Genomic DNA, 21,196 nt, shown 5'->3' with positions numbered 1-21,196 from the left:
CATGAATCAATATGTCCAAAAGCGGATCGTCGTAACCGGTTGCGGCATAGTCAGTCCCTTGGGGTGCGGAGTCGAGAAGGTATGGCACAGATTGTTGGGTGGCCGCTCGGGCATTGGCTTGCTGCCGGGCAGTGTCAGTGATGGCACCGGTGTTTCAGTCGCAGGCCAGGTGCCGACCCTCGGAGAAGACCCGGTTGCCGGGTATGCCCCGGATAGCGTGATCCCGATGAAAGAGCGCAAGAAGATGGACCGCTTCATCGAGTTCGCGCTCGTCGCTGCTCATGAAGCGCTCGCGCAGGCTGGTTGGCATCCTGACTCCGAGGTGGAACAGCAGCGAACGGCGACCGTCATTGCGTCGGGTGTCGGCGGTTTTGGCGCTATTGCCGACGCTGTGCGTGTCACGGATACACGTGGACCTCGCAGACTGTCGCCATTCACTGCGCCATCTTTTCTGGCGAACATGGCGGCTGGCCAGATTTCCATCCGTTATGGCTTTAAAGGTCCGTTGGGCGCCCCCGTGACTGCCTGCGCAGCCGGCGTGCAAGCCATTGGCGACGCAGCGCGGTTGATCAGAAGCGGTGAGGCCGACATTGCAATCTGCGGTGGTGCCGAGGCCGCCATCGATCGCGTCACGCTGGGGTGCTTTGCTGCGGCTCGTGCGCTTTCCACGAGCTTTACGGGTCGGCCGCAAGAGGCCTCACGCCCGTTTGACCGGGACCGTGACGGTTTCGTCATGGCTGAAGGGGCGGGCCTGCTGGTCATCGAATCACTGGAGCATGCCCTGGCGCGGGGCGCGACGCCGCTTGCGGAACTGACAGGCTACGGCACCAGTGCGGACGCCTATCACCTGACAGCCGGGCCGGAAGACGGTCGCGGTGCGCGCAGAGCAATGGAGCAAGCACTGCATCAAGGTGGCGCAGGGGTTGATGAGGTGCAGCATATCAATGCCCACGCCACCTCGACGCCTGTCGGTGACAAGGGTGAGCTGGCTGCCATTCGTTCATTGTTCGGCGCTCGATCAGGCGTCGCCATCAGCTCTACAAAATCGGCCACCGGACATTTGCTGGGTGCGGCCGGCGGAATCGAGGCAGTTTTCACAGTGCTGGCACTGAGAGACCAAATCGTGCCACCCACATTGAACCTCACTCACCCGGACGAGGCTGCCGAAGGGCTTGACCTGGTGGCCATGGTCGCCCGAGAGACCCCAATCGTCCACGCCCTTTCAAACGGGTTCGGATTCGGCGGGGTCAATGCCAGCGTTCTTTTTCGGCGCTGGGAAGGCATGCCGTAAGTCGTTTCAGCCTGGAAAGTGCTCTGCAGTGGCCTGACTGCTCACTTGCGCCGCACCCGTGGCGCAAGTCCTGTCAATTGCTGACGAACGCATGCCCAGGCCAGGTGCAGCGCATTACGCAACGCCACTGCATCGGCGCTCATCATGCGTACGGACACGCCGCAATCGTTCGGCAATGCGCTGACGCCTTGGTAGCTATCGGCAACGTCGTGTAACGCTTCGCGCAACGTCCGTTTCAAATCCTCTATCGGCAAACCCTGGCCCACCAGCATGAACGTCGCCAAGGCTTGCCGTTGACCGCTCACAGCAGGCAGTCGGCGTTGCAGGTCTGCACCAGTCATTGCCAGTCGGTCACCGGCCAGCAGTTTTCCGGCCGGGCTGTAGACCTGCAGATCGGCGCGGTAAAAGTCGGGCAACCCTTCGCTGCCTGGAGGTGTGTGCAGGCAGAATGCGTCGCACAGCAACACTCTTGCGCCGGGGTGCAGCGTTACGTTTACCTGGCTATGCAGCCGCGTCTGTGGAAACAGAATGGTGGCCATCGGCAGGTACTCCAGCAGTGCATCGGCTTCGGCGACCAGCGTCACGGTCTGCTGCGCCGACTGCTCAAGCATGCTGTGCGCGACCGTCGCAGCGCCGGTACTGACGTGCACTTGTGTGCCTGGCCCTGCGTGCAGATGCAGGTGCAGTTGTTCCCCGGCGAACAGGCCTCCCGAGCACGACTGCAGGTAGACCGCCGCCATGCCGGGCGGGTCTTGTGGCAGAGTCAGGTTACGGCCCAGATGGAAGGGGTAGCCGACTTCCTGACGAGACACATAACTGGCCCCGGAAGGCGCCTTGCTGAAAGCAATATGCGCCGTGCTTTTTGCCTGTGCGGGCAGTGACGATTGATGGGCGTTCATGTGCGGTCGAACAACACGGCACGGCTTATCGCTTCAACCACCGCGTCGACGCCTTCGCCGGTATTGCAGTTGGTAAACAGCACCGGCTGGCCGTTGCGCGCCTGCGCCGACTCGCGCCGCATACGCGGCAGGTCGACCCCCACATAGGGTGCCAGGTCGTATTTATTGACCACCAGCAGGTCGCAGCTCAGCACGCCGGGTCCGCGTTTGCGCGGGATATCGTCACCGCCTGCGACATCGATGACGAAAATCCAGTAGTCCACCAGATCCAGCGAAAAGGTCGAGGCCAGGTTGTCGCCGCCGGATTCGATCAGCACCAGATCGAGATTGCCGAAGCGCGCCTCCAGCTCATCGGCCATTTGCAGGTTGAGGGTCGGGTCTTCACGAATGGCCGTGTGCGGGCAGGCACCGGTTTCCACCGCACGAACCCGCTGAGGATCGATCAGGCCGCTGCGCTGCACACGCTCGGCATCCTCGCGGGTCGCAAGGTCATTGGTGATGATCGCCAGCTCGGTGCCGCGCGCAATGAAGCGCGGGATCAGTTGTTCCAGAAGACGTGTCTTGCCCGAGCCGACCGGCCCGCCGATACCGACGCGCGCTGCGCCGGGATGAGGTTGGGCGTCGGTGTGCGGGGCGGATGCATTCAGAGGCAGGCTCATGTCGGGGTTCCTGTGCGGGAGGGTTTCAACGCAGCATGTAGCGTTGCGCAAGTGGCACTTCGCTGACCGGCTCGCAGTGCAGGCGCTCGCCGTCGGCATACACATCGAAGGTCTGCGGGTCGACGCGGATGTCCGGGCAGGCATCGTTGTGCAGCATGTCGGACTTGCGCAGGGTGCGAGTGCCGAACGCGGGCAGCAGTTGCTTCTTGAGCCCCAGGCGTGTGGCGGTGTCAGCCTCGACGGCAAGACGGTTGACGAAGTTGACTGACAGCGCCTGTTTGGCCTCGCCAAATGCGCCCCATTGCGGACGCATCACCAAGGGCTCGCAGGTATACAGCGAGGCGGCGGAATCACCCATCACGGCGTGCACGATGAAGCCGCCCTTGACCACCAGCTCCGGCTTGATACCGAAGAAGGCCGGCCGCCAGAGCACCAGGTCGGCCAGCTTGCCGGGCTCCAGAGAGCCGATGTAGCTGTCGATGCCGAATACCCGCGCGGCGTTGATGGTGTATTTGGCGATGTAACGCTTGATCCGTTCGTTGTCGCCCAGTGCCGTGGTTTCTTCCGGCAGGCGACCGCGCTGGTCTTTCATTTTCGACGCCAGTTGCCAGGTCCGGCAGATCACCTCGTTGATACGGCCCATGCCCTGGCTGTCGGAGCCCAGGATCGAAATGGCGCCGGTGTCGTGCAGGATGTCCTCGGCAGCGATGGTCTGCGGGCGCACCCGCGATTCGGCGAACGCCACGTCTTCCGGCACGTCCGGATTAAGGTGGTGGCAGACCATGATCATGTCCAGATGCTCGTCGAACGTGTTCACGGTGTAGGGGTTGGTCGGGTTGGTCGAGGAGGGGATGCAGTTGCTTTTGCCAGCGACGCTGATGATGTCCGGCGCATGCCCGCCGCCTGCGCCTTCGGTGTGGTACATGTGAATGGTGCGGTCGCCAATGGCCGCCAGCGTGTCTTCAAGAAACCCGGATTCGTTGAGCGTGTCGGTGTGCAACTGAACCTGAAAATCGTATTCGTCGGCGACTTTCAGGCAGGTGTCGATCACCGCCGGCATGGCGCCCCAGTCCTCGTGGATCTTCAGCCCCAGACAACCGCCACGCAGCTGCCCGAGCAGCGATTCAGGCTTGCTGGAATTGCCGCGCCCCAGAAAACCGAAGTTGATCGGCCAGGCTTCGGCGGCCTGCAACATTTTGCCGACGTTCCATTCCCCGCCACAGTCGATGCCTACCGTGATCGGCCCCAGCGAGCCGCCGATCAGTGTGGTCAGACCTGCCGCCAGCGCGTGATCGCAGAGTTGCGCCGAGTCGAAATGTACATGCACGTCAATACCGCCGGGGGTGACGATCAAGCCCTCGGCATCGCGTACGGTCGTGGCGACGCCGCAAATCAGTTGCGGGTGCACGCCGTCCATGATCTGCGGGTTGCCGGCCTTGCCAATGGCGACGATCTTGCCGTCCTTGATACCGATGTCGCCTTTGACGATGCCGATCACCGGGTCAATGATCAGCGCGTTGCAGATCAGCATGTCCAAGGCCCCGTCAGCGCTGTCGTGCCCGGGCATCAGGCCCATGCCGTCACGCAGCGTCTTGCCACCACCGTGCAGACACTCATCGCCGGGCACCGAGTAGTCGAATTCGACTTCAGCCAGCAACGAGGTGTCGCCCAGGCGCACGGCATCGCCCGTAGTGGGGCCGTACATGGCCGCGTATTCCTTGCGGGTCATCGTCGCCATGCTTCAGGCTCCCTTGAAATGTTGGGCGCGGGCACGCTCCAGCGCTGCGAGCTTGCAGGCCGGATCGTGCAGGTTGCCATTGGTCAGGCCACTGAAGCCGTGGATGTCGCCAGTTCCGCCAAACTGCACCAGTTGCACTTCGCGCAGCTCGCCGGGTTCGAAGCGCACCGCCGTGCCTGCGGGAATATCCAGGTGCATACCGAAGGCACGTTCACGCGGGAAATCCAGCGCCTTGTTGACTTCGAAAAAGTGATAGTGACTGCCGATCTGCACCGGTCGGTCGCCGGTATTGATCGCGCGCAGGGTGGCGGTCGGCCGCTCGCCATTCAGGTGGATATCGCCGTCAGGTGAAAGAATCTCCCCCGGTGTCGGCATGACCGCCAGCGGCAGTCGGCCCGGCCGGATCGGTTGATGCACGGTGACCAGTTTGGTGCCATCCGGAAACGTGCCCTCGACCTGCAGCACCGGCAGCAGGTCGGCGACCCCTGGCATCACGTCATCGGTGTTGAGGATCGTCGAGCCGAACCCGATCAGCTCGGCAACACTTCGGCCTTCGCGTGCGCCTTCAAGAATCTCGTCGGCAATCAGGGCCGAGGCTTCCGGGAAATTCAGGCGCAGGCCCTTGCTGCGGCGTTTGCGTGACAGCTCGGCGGCGGTGTACAGCGTGAGTCGTTCAAGTTCGGTAGGGGTCAGCAACATGAGGGGGCTCCAGAACTGTCAGTAGAGGGCCGGTTCAATTGGCAAACAGGCGCAGGTCCTGAGTTTCGTGGCGCATCACGGCGATTTCGGCCATGGGTGTGAAGCCGCACGCGTCGTCTGGCTCAGGCGGTTCCTGCGCCAGCAGTTCGGTGATCAGCGGTTGAATATCGGTCAGCACCCGTTGCGCATCGATGTGGCCCATGACCCCGAGGCGTACGGCGGCGCTGACCAGCCCGGTGCACAAGGCGTGTGCGGCAGCCAGTTGGCAGTGATCGCGGTGCATGCCCAGGTGATTCCAGAGCAGGCCCTGCACCACGGGCAGATGGCCCGGTGTGTGGCCTGCCAGAATCTGCTGTTGATAGGACGCCGCGCCCGATGTGCCCAGCGCGACATGCACGCCCAGCAATGCCTGGCCGACACGTCGTGAGCCCTGGCGCAGTTCCTCGGCCAGGGTGAGTGCTTCGATCTGAGTGTCCAGAGCCATCAACGCCGGCTGGTCATCGGCCGCGTGCCAGGCGGCGAGCAGAAACACTCGATCAAAACTGTTCCAGCGATGGCGCAATTGGCCCTCGACGAAGCCATGTACCTCGGCACTGCGGCTATGGCGAACCGTTCGTTGCCGGCGTCGTGGCGCGACGATTTCGCCGTGACCGAGGTGTCCGTCAGCGACCAGCGTTTCCAGACCCCATGACCACGCCACCGCACCGCCGGGAAAGAAACTGTCGGCCTGCTGCAGGGCCAGCAACAGGCTGCTCGAGGCGTTCATGCGCGCTGCACCCGGCCGTCCGCGAGCATGGGCGCCAGACGCTCGAGGTAGTCAGCTTCCGGGCCGTTGAGCGGGATCTGCAAGGTGTCTCCGGCAAAGCGCACTGCCCAGTGCATGTTGCCGGCGAAATAACCCAGTTCCAGCGCGGCCGCCGCATCGCGTGGTTGCAGGTCGAGGTATTGCTGATCCTGCATTTGCACGACGATGGCGCGTTGACTGTCGAGCATCAGCACCGAGCCGTTGCGCAGGTGTTGGTGACGTTCCAGACGAATCGCGCAGTCGGTGCCCCGATCACTGGCCAGGCGCAGGCGATGGCGCTGAATGTCACTGCCGGACAGGCTCAGGGTTTCGACCTGACCGGCATGGCTCAGGTCATGCAGGCGGTCGGCGAGGGCAGGGTCGCTGGCTTGGCCCAGAATGCGGTCGAGTATCAGCATGGCGATGGCTCCCGTACGTTGTTCAGATTGTCAGGTAGCGCAGGATGCGCTCGCGGTCGACGGTTTCGCGGACTTCGCTGTGCACGAATTCGCCTTTTTCGATGATCAGGTAACGGTCTGCCACCGCCATGGCGAACGACAGCACCTGCTCGGAAACAATCAGCGAAAACCCGCGTTCCTTTTTCAGCAGGTTGAGGGCTTTGGCGATGTCCTTGATGATCGACGGCTGGATGCCTTCGGTGGGCTCATCGAGGATCAACACCTTGGGGTTGGAGACCAGCGCCCGGGCGATGGCCAGCTGTTGCTGCTGACCGCCGGACAGGTTGCCGCCCTTGCGTCGGCGCATCTCGAACAGCACCGGGAAGTATTCGAAGATGTAGTCGGGAATCGGCGCGGCAGGCGCACCCTGCATGCCGGTGAGGATGTTTTCCTCGACACTCAGGTAGGGGAAGATCATCCGCCCCTGAGGCACGAAACCGACCCCGGCGGCGACCCGCTCATAACTCTTGCTGCCGGTCAGTTCCTGCCCGGCCAGGGTGATGCTGCCGCTGCGCGTCGGCAACATGCCGACCAGACTTCTGAGCAGTGTGGTCTTGCCCATGCCGTTGCGGCCCATGACCGCGAGTGACTCGCCTGCCGCCAGCTCCAGGCTGAGGTCACGTAACACGTGACTGTCGCCGTAATACACGTTGAGGTGAGAGACATTCAGCATGTTCAGTGCCCCAGGTAGACGTCGATGACGCGAGGATCGTTCTGCACCTGATCCATCGAGCCGTAGGCCAGGGTCTTGCCCTGATGCAGGACGGTGACCTTGTCAGCCACCGATTTCACGAACTCCATGTCGTGCTCGATGATCACCATCGCGCGACCCTTGGCGATGAGCTTGAGCAGGCCAGCGGTTTTCTCCCGCTCGCCTGCGCTCATGCCGGCGACGGGCTCGTCGAGCAGCAGCAGTTCCGGGCGCTGCATCAACAGCATGCCGATCTCCAGCCACTGTTTCTGGCCGTGGGACAACAGCCCGGCCTTGCGTCCCAGCTGGTCCTTGAGAAAGATCATTTCGGCGGTCTGATCGATTTCGGCATTCAGCGCTGCGTTCTTCCCGGCGAACAGGCAGTTGAAGATGCCGCGCTTGTCCGGCGAGGAAATGTCGAGGTTTTCACGCACGGTGAGGTCTTCGTAGACCGACGGGTTCTGAAACTTGCGGCCCACGCCAGCGCGGGTTATCTGGTACTCGATCATGTTGGCCAGTTGCAGGTCCTTGAAGCGGATGCTGCCGGCACTCGGGCGGGTCTTGCCGCAGATCATGTCGAGCAGGGTGGTCTTGCCCGCGCCATTGGGCCCGATCACCACATGCACCTGGTTTTCCTCGACATAGAAATTGAGGTTGTCGACAGCCTTGAAACCGTCGAATGACACGGTCAGGTCTTCGACACTCAGTAACATCGCGCTCATGACTGCGCCCCCTTGTTGCTCAGGCGCTGCAGCAGTCCGGCCAGCCCGGTGGGCAGGAACAGCACGACGGCCATGAACAGGAAACCGATGAAGTACTGCCAGAAACTGACGAAGTTTTCCGACAGCCAGGTTTTGGCCGTGCCGATCAACAGCGTGCCGTACACCGCACCCACCAGCGAGAGGCGTCCACCCAGCGCGGCGTAGATGACGATCTCGGTGGACGGAATGATGCCCACCAGCGAGGGCGACGCCAGGCCGACCTGCAAGGTGAACATCACCCCGCCCAGCGCGGAAATCAGTGCGGCCACGGCAAAAATGAAGGCCTTGAACAGCGCAGTGTTGTAACCGGAGAAACGCACCCGGTCTTCGCGATCACGGATTGCCACGATCACCTTGCCCAGGCGGCTGCGCAGAATGAACCCGCACATCGCGACGCTGGCCAGCAGCAACAGTGTGGTGATCAGGTAGAGAATCCAGGGCGTCTGGGGCGTCTGCAGGCTCAGGCCGAAGGCGGTCTTGAAATCGGTCAGGCCGTTGACGCCGCCGGTGTAGCCCTGTAGGCCGATGATCATGATCGACATGATCGAGGCCAGTGACAGGGTAATGATCGAGAAGTACACGCCGCCCACGCGTTTTTTGAAGTAGGCATAACTGAACAGAAACGCCAGCAGTGCAGGCAGGATCAGGATCGCGGCCAGGGTAAAGGTCGCCGACTCGAACGGTTTCCACCACCAGGGCAGGGCTTCGACGCTGTTCCAGATCATGAAGTCCGGCAGTGCCGAACCGTAGAACGCGGCGAGGGCGCTGGCCGCTTCATCCGTGGCGGTGGCTTCGAGTTTGAGGTACATCGCCATCATGTAGCTGCCCAGGCCGAAGAAAATCCCCTGACCGAGGCTGAGGATGCCGCCGTAGCCCCAGATCATCACCATGCCCACTGCGCAGAACGCCAGGCTCAGGTATTTGCCGGCCAGCCCGAGGCGAAAATCCCCCAGTATCAGTGGCAACGCCACCAGCAACAGCAGCGACAGCCAGATCAGGCTGTAGCGCTCGATCAGCGTCAACCAGCCACCCGCTGGCTTGCCTGCGCCCGGCACTGTGGCCTGCGGCCGCAGCGTCGGCTTTTCAGTCATGTCATTCATCTCAACGTCTCACTTTCGTGGCGAACAGGCCGTTGGGGCGGAAGAACAGCAGCACGATGACCACCAGCAGGGTGATCGCCTTGGCCATGGAGCCGGTGGTGAGGTATTCCAGCGAAACCTGGGTCTGGCCGATGGCGAACGCCGAAAGGAAGGTGCCCAGCAGGCTTTCCACGCCGCCGAACACGACGACGATAAAGGTGTCCACCAGGTATTGCTGACCGCTGACCGGGCCTGTGGAGGCGAGCATGGTGAATGAACTGCCGGCAATGCCTGCCAGTCCGCAGCCCAGCGCGAAGGTCACCGAGTCGACCCGCGCGGTGTTGATCCCGGCTGCACCGGCCATGGCGCGGTTCTGGGTCACGGCGCGAATGCGCAGGCCCCAGCGACTGCGGTAGAGGAACAGGAACACCGCAGCGGCAATCACGAAGGTCAGACCAATGATGAAAATCCGGTTGAGGGGCAGCTCCAGCCCGTCGCTGATTTTCCATGCGCCCTGCAACCACTGCACGGTGGGCACGCTGACTTCCTTGGGGCCGAAGACCTGGCGAAACAGCTGCTGAAGGACCAGAGACAGCCCCCAGGTCGCCAGCAGGGTGTCGAGCGGTCGGTTGTACATGAAGCGAATGAAGCAGCGTTCCAGCAGTAGACCGAAGGCAAAGGTCACCACAAAGGCCATCCCGATGCCGATGATGAAATACCAGCCCATGAGCTCCGGAAAGTAGCGCTGAAACACCACGGAGGTGACGTAGGTCATGTATGAGCCCATCGCCATCAGTTCGCCGTGCGCCATGTTGATCACGCCCATCAGGCCGAACACGATGGTCAGCCCGAGTGCCATCAGCACCAGCACGGAAAACAGCGAGAACCCGCTGAAGACTTGCATTACCAGCGTATCGAGAGTCATGCCGTCGCTACCTGTTGCTGCACATTGACGAAAGCGGGCGCGAAGCGGATCGCGCCCGTGCCGGGATCAGAGTTTCGGAAAGGGGTTGGGCTCGATCGGTGCCGACTCGTAGATCACGTCGACCTGGCCCTGCGCATTGAGGGTGCCGATGCGCGCACGCTTCCACAGGTGGTGGTTGTCCTTGTGCACCTTGATCTCGCCTTCGGGCGCATCGAGGGTCAGTTCCGAGGACGCGGCGATTACTTTCGGCACGTCGAAACTGCCTGCTTTCTCGACGGCCTTTTTCCACAGGTACACTGCGGTATACGCCGCAGCCATCGGGTCACCGACGACGCGCTGCTGCCCGTAGCGTGTTTTGAACGCCTGGACGAACTTCTCGTTGACCGGGTTTTTCAGGCTCTGGAAATAGCTCATGCAGGTCAGGAAGCCAACGAGGTTCTCCGCACCGATGCCGGTGACTTCCTCTTCGGTGATCGCCAGCCCCATCAGCGTCTGGTTACTGCTGTCGATACCCGCGGCCTTGAGCTGTTTGTAAAACGCCACGTTGGAGCCGCCGACGATGGTCGACAGCACGATGTCCGGCTTGGCCGCCTTGATCTTGTTGATCACCGAGGAAAACTCGATGGCCCCCAGCGGCAGATAGTCTTCGCCGACGATGGAGCCGCCCTGTTTGGTCACCGATGCCCGTGCCAGTTTGTTGGTGGTGCGTGGCCAGATGTAGTCGGAACCGACCAGATAGACGCTTTTGCCCTTGTTGGCCATCAGCCAGGTGACGGCGGCAAGGGTCTGCTGCGAGGCTTCGGCACCGGTGTAGATAATGGCCGGGGATTTCTCCAGCCCTTCATAGAAGGTCGGGTAGTAGAGCAGGCCCTTGTTGCGCTCGAAGACTGGCAGCACCGCTTTGCGCGAGGCCGAGGTGAACGCGCCAAAGGTGACTGCGACGTGGTCGTTTTCCAGCAGCTTGCGTGCCTTCTCGGCGAAGGTCGGCCAGTCGCTGGCACCGTCCTCGACGATTGGCTCGATGGTTTTGCCCATCACGCCGCCACTGGCGTTGATCTCTTCGATGGCGAGTTTTTCTGCGTCGACCACCGAGGCTTCACTGATGGCCATGGTGCCGGTCAGCGAGTGGATGATGCCGACTTTCACAGTCTCGTCCGCCTGCGCCTGACCGATCAGGGAAAACGGCAGCAGGCTGATCGCACCCAGCAACAGAGCATGCTTGATCAAACGGCGTTTGTCGTTGTGCATTCACTTATCTCCCAGGAATGAAAAAAGCCCGACGTCCCGGCCAAATCAATGGGCGGGAGGTCAGGCTTTTGTGCCGAATCTGGCGGGACAACTGCGTCCGATCCAGTCGTACGCGAGGTGTCTCCCTACTTGCCGAGAGGGGCGTAGGGCAAACAGCTGGCGCGATGTCTCAGGAGGAACTTAGCAAGGGCAATGCCAACTGGCGAAACGGCTGTTGGCGCGCGTTTCGAAACCCTGAGGCAGAGCATCCCTGCATTAATTGCACGCACACACCGACATGCGCCGCTTTGGCGCGAACAGGGCTCTAGCGCACCAAAAGCGTGAGGCGGAAGACGCTTTTTTTTTCGCGATGTGTACTCATGCATAGGCTGAGATATTTTGCTTTGCAGGAGCGAACTAGTTCGCGAAAGCAATGTTCGAGGCAACATAAACCCCATGAATGCATGGCCGTCTTCGCCATCGAATTCGCTTCTCCCCGACGCGCCGCGTCACGTATGGCCCGCTCCCTGCATGAGCCTGCCCGACACCCTCGCAGGGTCTCTTGCCACACGCCCATTCTCGGCAGGTGTGGAAGGCCCCTCGCACGACTGGTCCTGACACTGCCGTCACGCCAGCCCCAGGCACAACCGCCTGAGAGCCACCGTTGATCCACGGTTATTCGCTCAGTCTTCTTTTCAGGCTCCCGGCCACCTGCGGGCGTCTCATCTCACGTGAAAGGTTTATAGGCATGACTGACCCGTCGATCCGCATAGGAGGTCTGTTTTCCAATACCGGCGTCACCGCTGCCGGTGAGTGTTCAACAATGCGCGGCGCACAGTTTGCAATTCATCAGATCAACGCCGTCGGGGGCGTGAATGGCCGTCCTCTGGAACTGATCACCCGCAACCCGGATTCCACGCCTGCGCTGTTTGCCATGCATGTTGAATCGCTGATTCGCGAAGAGAATCTGCGGTTTTTCTTCGGTTGCTACACCTCGGCGGCGCGCAAGGCGGTATTGCCTGTCGTCGAACGCTACAACGCATTGCTGCTTTATCCGGTGTACTACGAGGGCTTCGAGTATTCGCGCAACATCATCTACACCGGCGCTACGCCGAATCACAATGCGGTGCCACTGGGCAGCTACATGTTCGATCACTTCGGCAGTCGCGTGCTGATGATCGGCTCCGAGTACGTCTACCCCTACGAAACCAACCGGTTGATGAGCGACCTGCTTTACGAGCGGGGCGGCAGCAAGCTGGGTGAGTACTACTTGCCACTGAAAAACGCCAGGGCAGAGGACTTCGCCAGGCTCATGGTCAAAGCTCGGGAACTGAAACCCTCGTTCATTTTTTCGACAGTGGTCGGCGACACCATGGCCCACTTGTATCAGGCCTACGCTGATGCCGGTTTCGACCCTGCGGTCATGCCGATTGCCAGTGTCACTACCAGCGAAACCGACATTCAGCAGATGGGCGTCCATCTGGGCACCGGGCACATTTCGGCAGCGACCTATTTCCAGTCGATCGACACGCCGCTCAATCGCCAGTGCATTGCCCAGTATCGGGAAATGTTTGGCCAGCATCAGGTGACCGACCGCTGTTGGGAGGCCGCTTACTTTCAGGTCCATCTGCTGGCCAAGGCGATCGCCCGTGCAGGCAGTACCGAAGTGGAGAGTGTGTTGCAGACCATGCGCGGTCTGGAATACGACGCGCCTCAGGGACGGGTGCGTATCGATGAACACAATCACCATACCTACCTGTACTCGCGGATCGGCCGTGCCAATGCCGACGGGCAGTTCGACATCCTTTACGAAAGTCAGAAAGCGCTGAAGCCCGATCCTTATGCGGTGGCGCCTGACTTCAATGGCTGGTCCAGCCTGACCGGGAGGCGTCCATGACCCTGCGTGCCGCCAAGAAACGTTTGCGCAACGACAGCGCAGGCGGCATCAAGGACCTGCGCGATATCAGCGTGCTGGTGATGCATCCCGATGACGAAGACGGTCGCAACCTGATCGCTCAGTTGCAGCGCATTGGTTGTCAGGTGCGGGTGCAATGGCCGATTCCCGAGCGTCTGCACAGCGAGGCTGACGTAATCGTACTGGCGGTATCGCCGGAAAGCCTGTCGACCAACACACCCTGGCTGCTGCACAGTTCGACACCACCGATCATTCCGGTGATCGCCTATGAAAACCCGATCATTGTCGAGGCGCTGGTGCAGCTCAACGCCTGCTCGGTGATTCCGTCGCCGGTCCGCTCGTTCGGCCTGCTGACCGCTCTGGCCATCACCCTCAGCCAGGCCCGCAAGACGCGGGAAAGGGAAAAGCATGTCAAGCGCCTGGAAGGGCGCATGGCGGTTATGCGTACCGTGCAGCAGGCCAAGATCATCCTGATGGAAACCAAGGGCCTGTCTGAAACGGACGCCTATAACGCGTTGCGTGATCAGGCGATGGCCAAGCGCGAGCCGGTGGAAAAAATCGCCGAGGCGCTGGTCAAGGCCCATGAACTGTTTCAACAAGCCTGTTCCTGACAGGTTGCAGACAAGCTTCGAGTATCGGGCGCCACGCCTGATCCTCTTCTGCGTGGACGGTTGCCATACGCCCTGAACCGGCAGGTATGGAACACCGCGTGGCGACCGGCGTGGACAACGACGTCCTCCGGATCGAGCCCAGGCCTGTGCGCCCCTGCGCAGGCGGCTCCAGTCAATGACGGCCTGAACCCGGGCTGTCCTTACCGTTATCTGGAGAACACCATGTCCGTAAAACGCCCCAGCAAAGCCGACTTTCTGATTGCCGCCCAGGACCATGGCTATGACCTGTCAGACAGCCAGATGGAGTCGTTCCTCAGTCTTGCAGACGAAACCCTGGGTTCCTATGAAGCCATTGATGCCCTGTACGCTGCCCATGTCGCCCAGCCTGCGCCGTTGCGCGAACACAGCAAACCGGCTGCCGCCGAGAACTCGTACGGTGCCTGGTACGTCAAGACCCACATCACCGGTGCTGCCAGTGGCCCGTTGGCGGGCAGAACGGTGGTCATCAAGGACAACGTCTCAGTGGCCGGCGTACCGATGGCCAACGGCTCACTGAGCCTTGACGGTTACGTGCCGTCCGAAGACGCCACGGTGGTCAAGCGTCTGCTGGCCGCCGGAGCGACGGTCATTGGCAAGTCGGTGTGCGAAGACCTGTGTTTCTCCGGCGCCAGTTTTACCTCGGCCACCGGCGCGGTGAAAAACCCCTGGGACCTGACCCGTAACGCCGGCGGTTCATCCAGCGGCAGTGCCGTGCTGGTCGCTCTGCAGGAAGTGGACATGGCCATCGGTGGCGATCAGGGTGGATCGATCCGCATGCCGTCGGCGTGGAGCGGCATCGTCGGACACAAGCCCACCTATAGCCTGGTGCCTTACACCGGCGCCTTCCCGATTGAACGGACCATCGACCATGTCGGCCCGATGGCCAATAACGTGCGCGACTGCGCAATCATGCTCGATGTGATCGCCGGCGCCGACGGGCTCGACTCAAGGCAGAAAAACCCGCCAGTCGTCAGTTGCGTCGCGACCCTCGATCAAGGCGTTGCGGGCCTGAAAATAGGCCTGCTGAGTGAAGGCTTCGCGATTCCCGGCATGTCCGAGCCGCAGGTTGACGCACTGGTTCGCGCCGCCGTGGCTCAGCTGGAAAGTCTCGGTGCGACGGTCGGTGACGCCAGTGCGCCGTGGCACCGCGGGGTGGCGCTGGACATGTGGAATGTCATCGCCACCGATGGCGCGGCGTACCAGATGCTGCAAGGCAACGGTTATGGCATGAATGTCGACGGCTATTACGACCCCGAGATCATGAGTTACTTCGGCGCCAAGCGTCGCGAACACGCCAATGCGTTATCCAGCAGCGTGCGTGCCGTGGCGCTGACCGGGCATTACAGCCTGAAAAACCTGCACGGTGCGTACTACGCCAAGGCGCGGATGCTGGTGCCAGAGCTGACCCGTCAATACGATGAAGCCTTCAAGCAGTTCGACGTGCTGGTCATGCCGACCATGCCGTTCGTGGCCACCACGCTGACCGCCGCCGACGCGCCAATCGAAGAGTACGTGCACAGCGCGTTGAACATGCTGGCCAACACCGCACCGTTCGACCTGACCGGCCACCCGGCCACGTCGATACCTGCCGGTCTGGCCGACGGACTGCCGGTCGCCATGATGATCGTCGCGCCGCGCTTCAAGGATGCCCTGGCGTTGCGTGTCGCGCAGGCTTATGAAACCGCTCGCGGAGCGTTTCCAACGCCGCCGGGTGTTTGAGTTCAGCGTTTGAACGGGGGCATACATTACTCGAGGTGAGTGTGTATGCACCCGTGACACCTCCACACTTCGCGCCTTGTACAGCAAATCGGTTGCGGATAACGCACTGGCGACCTGTACGTCATCCCCGACCTTGGTTATCAGCACCTCACGGCCAGGTCTACGCCTTGCTCAAGTACCTGATCGGGTCGCAACGAACAAATATTGATCCTGGGCAAAACCTGCACGTCTACAGTATTTCAAGGTGACGAAAATAATTGATATGTCGGTGATCCGGCCGATATAGGCCTACGTATGCAGCGCTCTGTTTACCCACGTCTTCTAGAACAGGAGTTCCATGGATCCACGTCTTGCTGGACTTTCCTTTTTGCTGACCCTGGGCTGGACTGGCGCCGTGATTCTCGTCATCTGGTTTTACTCTTGATGGCGGCGAGGTGTTCAAAGCGGGTAAAGGCGTGATGCACGAAGCGCTCTTGGCCGACCACCGGCTGGGCCAAAGGATACGTATCTGTGTAGTGGCGACCCGCCGGCCCTAAAGCTGTTCCAATTGATGCCGATGTTAATGCTGTAGCTATATGCCAACTGGGATCAGTCGTTCCATCGGCGCTGATGAACTGACGGTTTGCGCTATGGACGGCATTGAAAAAGACGATTAACCGGCTTGACCGGCAGCCTCCATAGTCCGCACATCGGTGTGTCTGACAGGGCTCGCAGAGACCGGGGCTTTATAACAATACTTCCACAGATGCTTACTCGCAGAGTACTTCCACATGTCGACCACAATTGAAAGCACCTACAGGGAACGGGCCGGGCTGGAACTTGATCTTCACTCGCTGTTGATGGCCATTGACCGTTCCCAGGCGATGATCGAGTTCGATCTTGAAGGCAATATCCTGCGGGCCAATACCAATTTTCTGGATTGCGTCGGTTATCGGCTGGATGAGGTCCAGGGTCGGCATCACCGTATGTTCTGCACGCCGGAATATGCGTCCAGCGTCGAATACGCGACGTTTTGGGAAAAACTGGGCAAGGGCGCTTTCGACGAAGGGCAGTACAAGCGCCTGGGCAAGAACGGGCGCGAGATCTGGTTGCAGGCCACTTATAACCCGGTGTTTGACGAGCAAGGCAATCCGTTCAAGGTGGTGAAGTTCGCCACGGACGTGACTGCGCAGCGCAAGTCCAATTCCGAGTACGAAGGCAAGGTTGCGGCCATCGATCGCTCGCAGGGTGTCATCGAATTCGACCTTAACGGTCGCGTGCTCACCGCCAACGAAAACTTTCTCAAGGTCCTGGGTTATCGTCTGGACGAGATTCAGGGTCAGCACCATCGCATGTTCTGCGAAGACGACTACCTGAACAGTCCGGCCTATCGTGCCTTCTGGGCCAAGCTCGAACGTGGCGAGTATGACTCCGGCGAATACAAGCGCATCGGCAAGAACGGTCGCGAGTTGTGGATCAGCGCCACTTACAACCCGATATTCGACCCGGATGGTCGTCCTTACAAGGTCGTGAAGTTCGCCAACGATGTGACCGAGAGCCGCATTCGTCAGGCTGAGTCCGCGGGCAAGGTGACAGCCATCGAACGTTCTCAGGCGGTGATCGAATTCGATCTGACGGGCAAGGTGCTGCATGCCAACCGCAATTTTCTGGCGGTATTTGGCTACGAGCTCGATGAAATCGTCGGCGAGCACCACCGCATGTTCTGCTCCGAGGAATTTGTCAGCAGCCTGCAGTATCGTGAGCTCTGGGAGAAGCTGGGGCGCGGCGAGTACGACGCCAACGAATACAAGCGCAAGCGCAAGGACGGTAAGGAGATCTGGATTCAGGCCACCTACAACCCGATTTTCGATGCGCAGGGCAAACCCTACAAGATCGTCAAATTCGCGCTCGACGTGACTGTGGCCAAGGAAACCGCCGTCGAGGACCAGGGCAAGGTGAATGCCATCGACCGCGCCCAGGCCGTCATCGAATTCGACATGGCCGGCAACATCATCACCGCCAATGCCAACTTCCTCAAAGCGCTGGGTTATGGCCTTCAGGAAATCAAAGGCAAGCACCACCGTATCTTCTGTGAGGAAGAATACGTGCGCGGCACCGAGTACCGTGAATTCTGGCACGGGCTGGGGCAGGGCGAGTTCTACTCCGGGCGCTTCATGCGCGTCAGCAAATACGGGCAGAAAATCTGGATTCAGGCGACGTACAGCCCGATTTTCGACCACGACGGCTTGCCGTTCAAAGTGGTGAAATTCGCCACTGACATTACCCGTCAGGTCGAGATGGAACAGGCGATAGAGGCCAAGACCCGCGCCATGGGCGAGTCGGTGAAAGCACTGATGAATGCCATTTCCTATGTGGCACAGAGTACCGAGACGGCCACCGATCTGGCCAGAATGACGCGTGAGCAGGCCAGCACCGGTTCGCAGACGCTGGTCAAGGCCTCCGACGCGATGGGCATGATTGCCAAGTCCGCCGAGGGTATTCAGGACATTATTCAGGTGATCAGCGAGATCGCCAGTCAGACCAACATGCTGGCCTTCAACGCGGCTATCGAAGCGGCCAGGGCCGGTGAACATGGCCTGGGCTTTTCGGTAGTCGCCGACGAGGTGCGCAGGCTGGCCGAGAAGTCTTCGCGTGCGACCAAGGAAATCAACAAGCTGATTCTGGAAACGGTCAGCCGGATCGAGTCGGGCAACGAGATTTCGCGCAGTGCCGGCGAAGCTTTCGAACACATCGTGGAAGGCGTGATGCAGACCACTCAGGCGATTGACGGGATCAACACGGCGACAGAGAAGCAACGTCTGTCGGCGCAGGAAGTCGAGGCACTGATCGTCGAGCTGCACAAAGCCAACCTGACCGGCTACACCCAGACTCTGGACAAGGTATCCATCGGACAACCTGCATGAGCAGCCTGAATGCCTATGGCGTCGTGCAGATCAACGGTGTGTATCTGGCGGTGGTTGCCGATGCGTTGATGGAGGCCGTGCACTGGCCCGCTGATCTGCATCCCCATCCATTGACACGGGGAGCGCTGCGTGGGGTGTTTACCTTGCGTGGCAAACCGGTGCCATTGGTCGACCTGCGGGCTCAATTGGCGGAGGGCGGCGATATGTCTTCGCCGACGCCACTGGTGGCGATTCTCAAGTACGGCGGTGGCTACCTCGGGCTGGCGATTGACGCTGTGTGCGACATTCTCAAGGCCCGTGATTCTCAGTTCAGTCCACTGGGGCCAGCGGGCAGCGGTGTCGGCTTGCTGCCCTCTCTGCTGCTCGGCGCCGAAGAGTCGCGGATGATCTACAAGCTTGACCTCGACTTCATGAGTGGTTTGCCAGGCGTGATGTTCGCTGCCGATCCGAGCGCGCAAGTGCTCAAGGACGAGGCACTGGCCGCCAAGGGCCGCTTGCTGCATTACCTGGTGTTTGAGTGCGACGGCCGCAACTTCTGTATCGATGCGAGCGTTGTGACCGAGTTGGTGGACGATCCCGAGATCACGGCGTCGGATTTTGCCAGTGACTGCTGCTTCGGCGTCACCTCGGTGCGTGGCACCAAGGTCCCGGCGCTCAACCTGTCCGAAGTGCTTGGCCTGGACCACCAGCGTCAGACGTCCAAGCCGCAGTTGCTGCTGTTGACTGCGCCGGACGGGCGGGTGTGCGGGTTTGGCTACGACCGCATGGTCGCCATTCAGCGTCAGGATCCGGACAGCCTGTTGGCGGCACCGCATTATGGCCTGCCGCACCCAGAGCTGCTGGCCGGGGTCATGAACCTGGAAGAGGGGCAGCAGGCCTTGTTGCTCGATCATCCGATGCTGTTGCAGCGCCCGGAAGTCAAAAGCTACACCCAGGTTTACCAGCACGACGTCAAACCTGCCCAGGCCTCGCACGATGTGACCAAGGCCATGCTGCGCCACGCCTGCCTGCTGTTCGATGCGCCGACCCGCTTCGTGGCACCGTTGAGCCAGATCGTGGAGATCATGAGCATGCCGCAGCAATTGATCGGCCTGTCGCAGCCGGAAACGCATTTGCTGGGACAGTTCAATCTGCGCGGCGAACAGGTGCCGCTGATCTGCCTGAGCAGTCTGCTGGGCGAAGGCGCACAGGTCCAGGGCGAAGCGTCGCGTGTATTGATCGTGCGTGGCGAGCGGCTGTGCTTCGGTTTTGCAGTGAACCGCGTCGATGCGATCGACGCGTTCAATCAGTTCGATCCGGCCATGCTGGAACAAGGCTGGCAAGCCAGTACTGGCAAGGGCATTTCGGTCAATGACCGGGTCCGCTCGCTGGTCAGCGTCGGCAGTCAGGAGCGCAGTTGGCGTGCGACCCTGCTTGATCTGCAGGGCCTGGCCCGACAGCTGGAATGCAACGTTGATCAGCGCCGCACTGTGCAATCAGTCTGAACCGAATGCTCCGCGCGTGGCCTTATTTGAGTGTTCACCAGCGGAGTCAACGACCATGACTGACAAGAAAGACGAGAAAAAACCGGAACCGCAAAGCGACGTGCCCGCGCACTCGACGCCCGAAGAAAAGGAACGCCTGAAAGACTTCAACAAGGACGGTATCCCGCCTGGGGTTTGCTGACCGCTGTTGAATGCTTTTCTTAAACGCCCGGCCCACACAGGCCGGGCGTTTTCGTGTCAGGCCTTTGTGCTTCAATCGCCGCCTTTGGCGAAGTCCAGCAGCCCGGCACCCTCCATTCGGTAGCGAACCCATTCACTTTGCGGCGCAGCGCCGATCGCTTCGTAGAACTTGATGGCTGGCTCGTTCCAGTCCAGCACGCTCCACTCCAGGCGACCACAATCGTTGGCTACCGCTTCGCGAGCGATATGTCGAAGCAGTGCGCGTCCGGCGCCGATGCTGCGCTTCTCAGGAGTGATGTACAGGTCTTCCAGATACACGCCGTTGCGTCCCAGCCAGGTCGAGTAACTGTAGAAATAAACGGCATAGCCAATGGGCTGGCCGTCATGCAGGCACATCAGCGCCCTGGCCGGTGCGTTGTCGGCGAACAGGCTGCGTTGAATGTCGTTGGTACTGGCCTTGACCTCATGCCCTGCGCGTTCATAGATGGCAAGTTCGGTAATGAACGTCAGAATCTGACTGGCATCAGAGGCAGTGGCTGGACGGATTTCGAGGGACACGGAGGGCAATCCTTGGCTAATGGGCGCAGCATGATAGCCGCACTCGCCAGGCGCTCGATAGTCAGGCGTCACGCAGCAGGTCGTTGGCGTTGAGCAACTGATAGGCGATCTGTGGACGTGCTTCCAGGGCGCGGCGGATGGCGGCAGGTATCGATTGACGCGTCTTGCGACACAGCCCGACCTTTTCCTCGACGACAATGCTGATGCCGCGCATGGTGCGCACTTCATTGAAGCCCGGAGCGACGTCGACACGCACGCCCAGTTGCTGGAAAATCTTGCGCTGCATGTGCTCCAGATCTTCCAGACTTTCGATACGCTCCAGGCGATCCAGCAGGGTTTTTTCTGCGTCGCGGGACAGCAGCAGAATCCGCAGATCTGCACCTTCCGCATCCAGCAGCTCGCGCTTGCAGTCGCAAGCGCCGGGCGGACAGGGGTTACGGATTTTCAGAGGGGCGTTCATGGGCTCAGCATAACGACTGACAAGGGCGTCTGACCATACCTCCGTGCGTGTCCGCAGCGCACGTAAAAGTCCGTCCACTGCGATATTCGCGCCGCCTCGCCGAGGCCTTACAGGTG

General features: G+C 60.9%; 20 protein-coding genes. 7 read left to right on the top strand and 13 right to left on the bottom strand.

The window, feature by feature from the left end; all coding sequences use genetic code 11:
* The first annotated feature begins 1 nt into the window (after position 1).
* Positions 2-1,291, top strand: a complete 1,290-nt coding sequence (gene fabF, locus BLR16_RS16160) for a beta-ketoacyl-ACP synthase II (RefSeq protein WP_032609396.1) — start codon at positions 2-4, stop codon at positions 1,289-1,291.
* A 41-nt stretch (positions 1,292-1,332) separates the two neighbouring features.
* Here the strand turns inward: fabF and BLR16_RS16155 are convergent, their stop codons facing one another.
* The 11 genes from BLR16_RS16155 to urtA all read right to left on the bottom strand — a co-directional run bounded on the left by BLR16_RS16155 (position 1,333) and on the right by urtA (position 11,232).
* A complete protein-coding gene (locus tag BLR16_RS16155) occupies positions 1,333-2,190 on the bottom strand; it encodes an urease accessory protein UreD (protein WP_092194357.1) in 858 nt (285 codons plus the stop codon).
* Positions 2,187-2,849 carry an urease accessory protein UreG gene (gene ureG, locus BLR16_RS16150; protein WP_003367054.1) on the bottom strand — a complete coding sequence of 221 codons (663 nt, stop codon included), beginning with the start codon at positions 2,847-2,849 and terminating at the stop codon, positions 2,187-2,189. The genes BLR16_RS16155 and ureG overlap by 4 nt, the downstream gene beginning before the upstream one ends.
* 25 nt (positions 2,850-2,874) lie before the next feature.
* Entirely contained in the window at positions 2,875-4,587 is a 1,713-nt protein-coding gene (gene ureC, locus BLR16_RS16145; protein WP_074808258.1) for an urease subunit alpha, read from the bottom strand.
* Positions 4,588-4,590: 3 nt separating this feature from the next.
* A complete protein-coding gene (locus tag BLR16_RS16140) occupies positions 4,591-5,286 on the bottom strand; it encodes an urease subunit beta (RefSeq protein ID WP_074808255.1) in 696 nt (231 codons plus the stop codon).
* A gap of 34 nt (positions 5,287-5,320) precedes the next feature.
* Complete coding sequence (locus BLR16_RS16135; protein ID WP_003367062.1) at positions 5,321-6,052, bottom strand: urease accessory protein UreF; 732 nt, start codon at positions 6,050-6,052, stop codon at positions 5,321-5,323.
* Positions 6,049-6,489, bottom strand: coding sequence for an urease accessory protein UreE (gene ureE, locus BLR16_RS16130; RefSeq protein ID WP_003432977.1), 441 nt, complete (start codon positions 6,487-6,489; stop codon positions 6,049-6,051). Before ureE ends, BLR16_RS16135 begins: the two co-directional genes overlap by 4 nt.
* A gap of 22 nt (positions 6,490-6,511) precedes the next feature.
* Positions 6,512-7,201, bottom strand: coding sequence for an urea ABC transporter ATP-binding subunit UrtE (gene urtE / locus BLR16_RS16125; protein ID WP_003432976.1), 690 nt, complete (start codon positions 7,199-7,201; stop codon positions 6,512-6,514).
* Positions 7,202-7,203: 2 nt separating this feature from the next.
* Complete coding sequence (gene urtD / locus BLR16_RS16120; protein WP_003367067.1) at positions 7,204-7,941, bottom strand: urea ABC transporter ATP-binding protein UrtD; 738 nt, start codon at positions 7,939-7,941, stop codon at positions 7,204-7,206.
* Positions 7,938-9,080, bottom strand: coding sequence for an urea ABC transporter permease subunit UrtC (gene urtC, locus BLR16_RS16115; RefSeq protein WP_092194355.1), 1,143 nt, complete (start codon positions 9,078-9,080; stop codon positions 7,938-7,940). The genes urtD and urtC overlap by 4 nt, the downstream gene beginning before the upstream one ends.
* 1 nt (position 9,081) lies before the next feature.
* Positions 9,082-9,984 (bottom strand): urea ABC transporter permease subunit UrtB, encoded by a 903-nt coding sequence (gene urtB / locus BLR16_RS16110; protein ID WP_003432973.1) that lies wholly within the window; start codon positions 9,982-9,984, stop codon positions 9,082-9,084.
* A 66-nt stretch (positions 9,985-10,050) separates the two neighbouring features.
* Positions 10,051-11,232, bottom strand: coding sequence for an urea ABC transporter substrate-binding protein (gene urtA / locus BLR16_RS16105; RefSeq protein ID WP_016567925.1), 1,182 nt, complete (start codon positions 11,230-11,232; stop codon positions 10,051-10,053).
* A gap of 727 nt (positions 11,233-11,959) precedes the next feature.
* Here urtA and BLR16_RS16100 point away from each other — a divergent pair.
* The 6 genes from BLR16_RS16100 to BLR16_RS28905 all read left to right on the top strand — a co-directional run bounded on the left by BLR16_RS16100 (position 11,960) and on the right by BLR16_RS28905 (position 20,063).
* Complete coding sequence (locus BLR16_RS16100) at positions 11,960-13,108, top strand: transporter substrate-binding domain-containing protein (protein ID WP_074808250.1); 1,149 nt, start codon at positions 11,960-11,962, stop codon at positions 13,106-13,108.
* Positions 13,105-13,737 carry an ANTAR domain-containing response regulator gene (locus BLR16_RS16095; RefSeq protein ID WP_003367076.1) on the top strand — a complete coding sequence of 211 codons (633 nt, stop codon included), beginning with the start codon at positions 13,105-13,107 and terminating at the stop codon, positions 13,735-13,737. The genes BLR16_RS16100 and BLR16_RS16095 overlap by 4 nt, the downstream gene beginning before the upstream one ends.
* A gap of 222 nt (positions 13,738-13,959) precedes the next feature.
* Positions 13,960-15,495, top strand: a complete 1,536-nt coding sequence (locus BLR16_RS16090) for an amidase (protein WP_074808246.1) — start codon at positions 13,960-13,962, stop codon at positions 15,493-15,495.
* 770 nt (positions 15,496-16,265) lie between these two features.
* Positions 16,266-18,398, top strand: a complete 2,133-nt coding sequence (locus BLR16_RS16085) for a methyl-accepting chemotaxis protein (RefSeq protein WP_074808242.1) — start codon at positions 16,266-16,268, stop codon at positions 18,396-18,398.
* Positions 18,395-19,882 carry a chemotaxis protein CheW gene (locus BLR16_RS16080; RefSeq protein ID WP_054081842.1) on the top strand — a complete coding sequence of 496 codons (1,488 nt, stop codon included), beginning with the start codon at positions 18,395-18,397 and terminating at the stop codon, positions 19,880-19,882. Before BLR16_RS16085 ends, BLR16_RS16080 begins: the two co-directional genes overlap by 4 nt.
* A gap of 55 nt (positions 19,883-19,937) precedes the next feature.
* Positions 19,938-20,063 (top strand): hypothetical protein, encoded by a 126-nt coding sequence (locus tag BLR16_RS28905; RefSeq protein WP_003315538.1) that lies wholly within the window; start codon positions 19,938-19,940, stop codon positions 20,061-20,063.
* 71 nt (positions 20,064-20,134) lie between these two features.
* Here BLR16_RS28905 and BLR16_RS16070 read toward each other — a convergent pair whose 3' ends face one another.
* Both BLR16_RS16070 and BLR16_RS16065 read right to left on the bottom strand, forming a co-directional pair.
* Entirely contained in the window at positions 20,135-20,620 is a 486-nt protein-coding gene (locus tag BLR16_RS16070; protein ID WP_003367094.1) for a GNAT family N-acetyltransferase, read from the bottom strand.
* A gap of 61 nt (positions 20,621-20,681) precedes the next feature.
* Entirely contained in the window at positions 20,682-21,080 is a 399-nt protein-coding gene (locus BLR16_RS16065) for a hypothetical protein (protein ID WP_003367095.1), read from the bottom strand.
* Positions 21,081-21,196: the final 116 nt, after the last annotated feature.

This window comes from Pseudomonas sp. BS3767 (assembly GCF_900099665.1).
Lineage (GTDB): Bacteria > Pseudomonadota > Gammaproteobacteria > Pseudomonadales > Pseudomonadaceae > Aquipseudomonas > Aquipseudomonas cerasi.
Note: the sequence above shows the minus strand (reverse complement) of the source record. Positions and strands in the feature narration are given on the sequence as shown.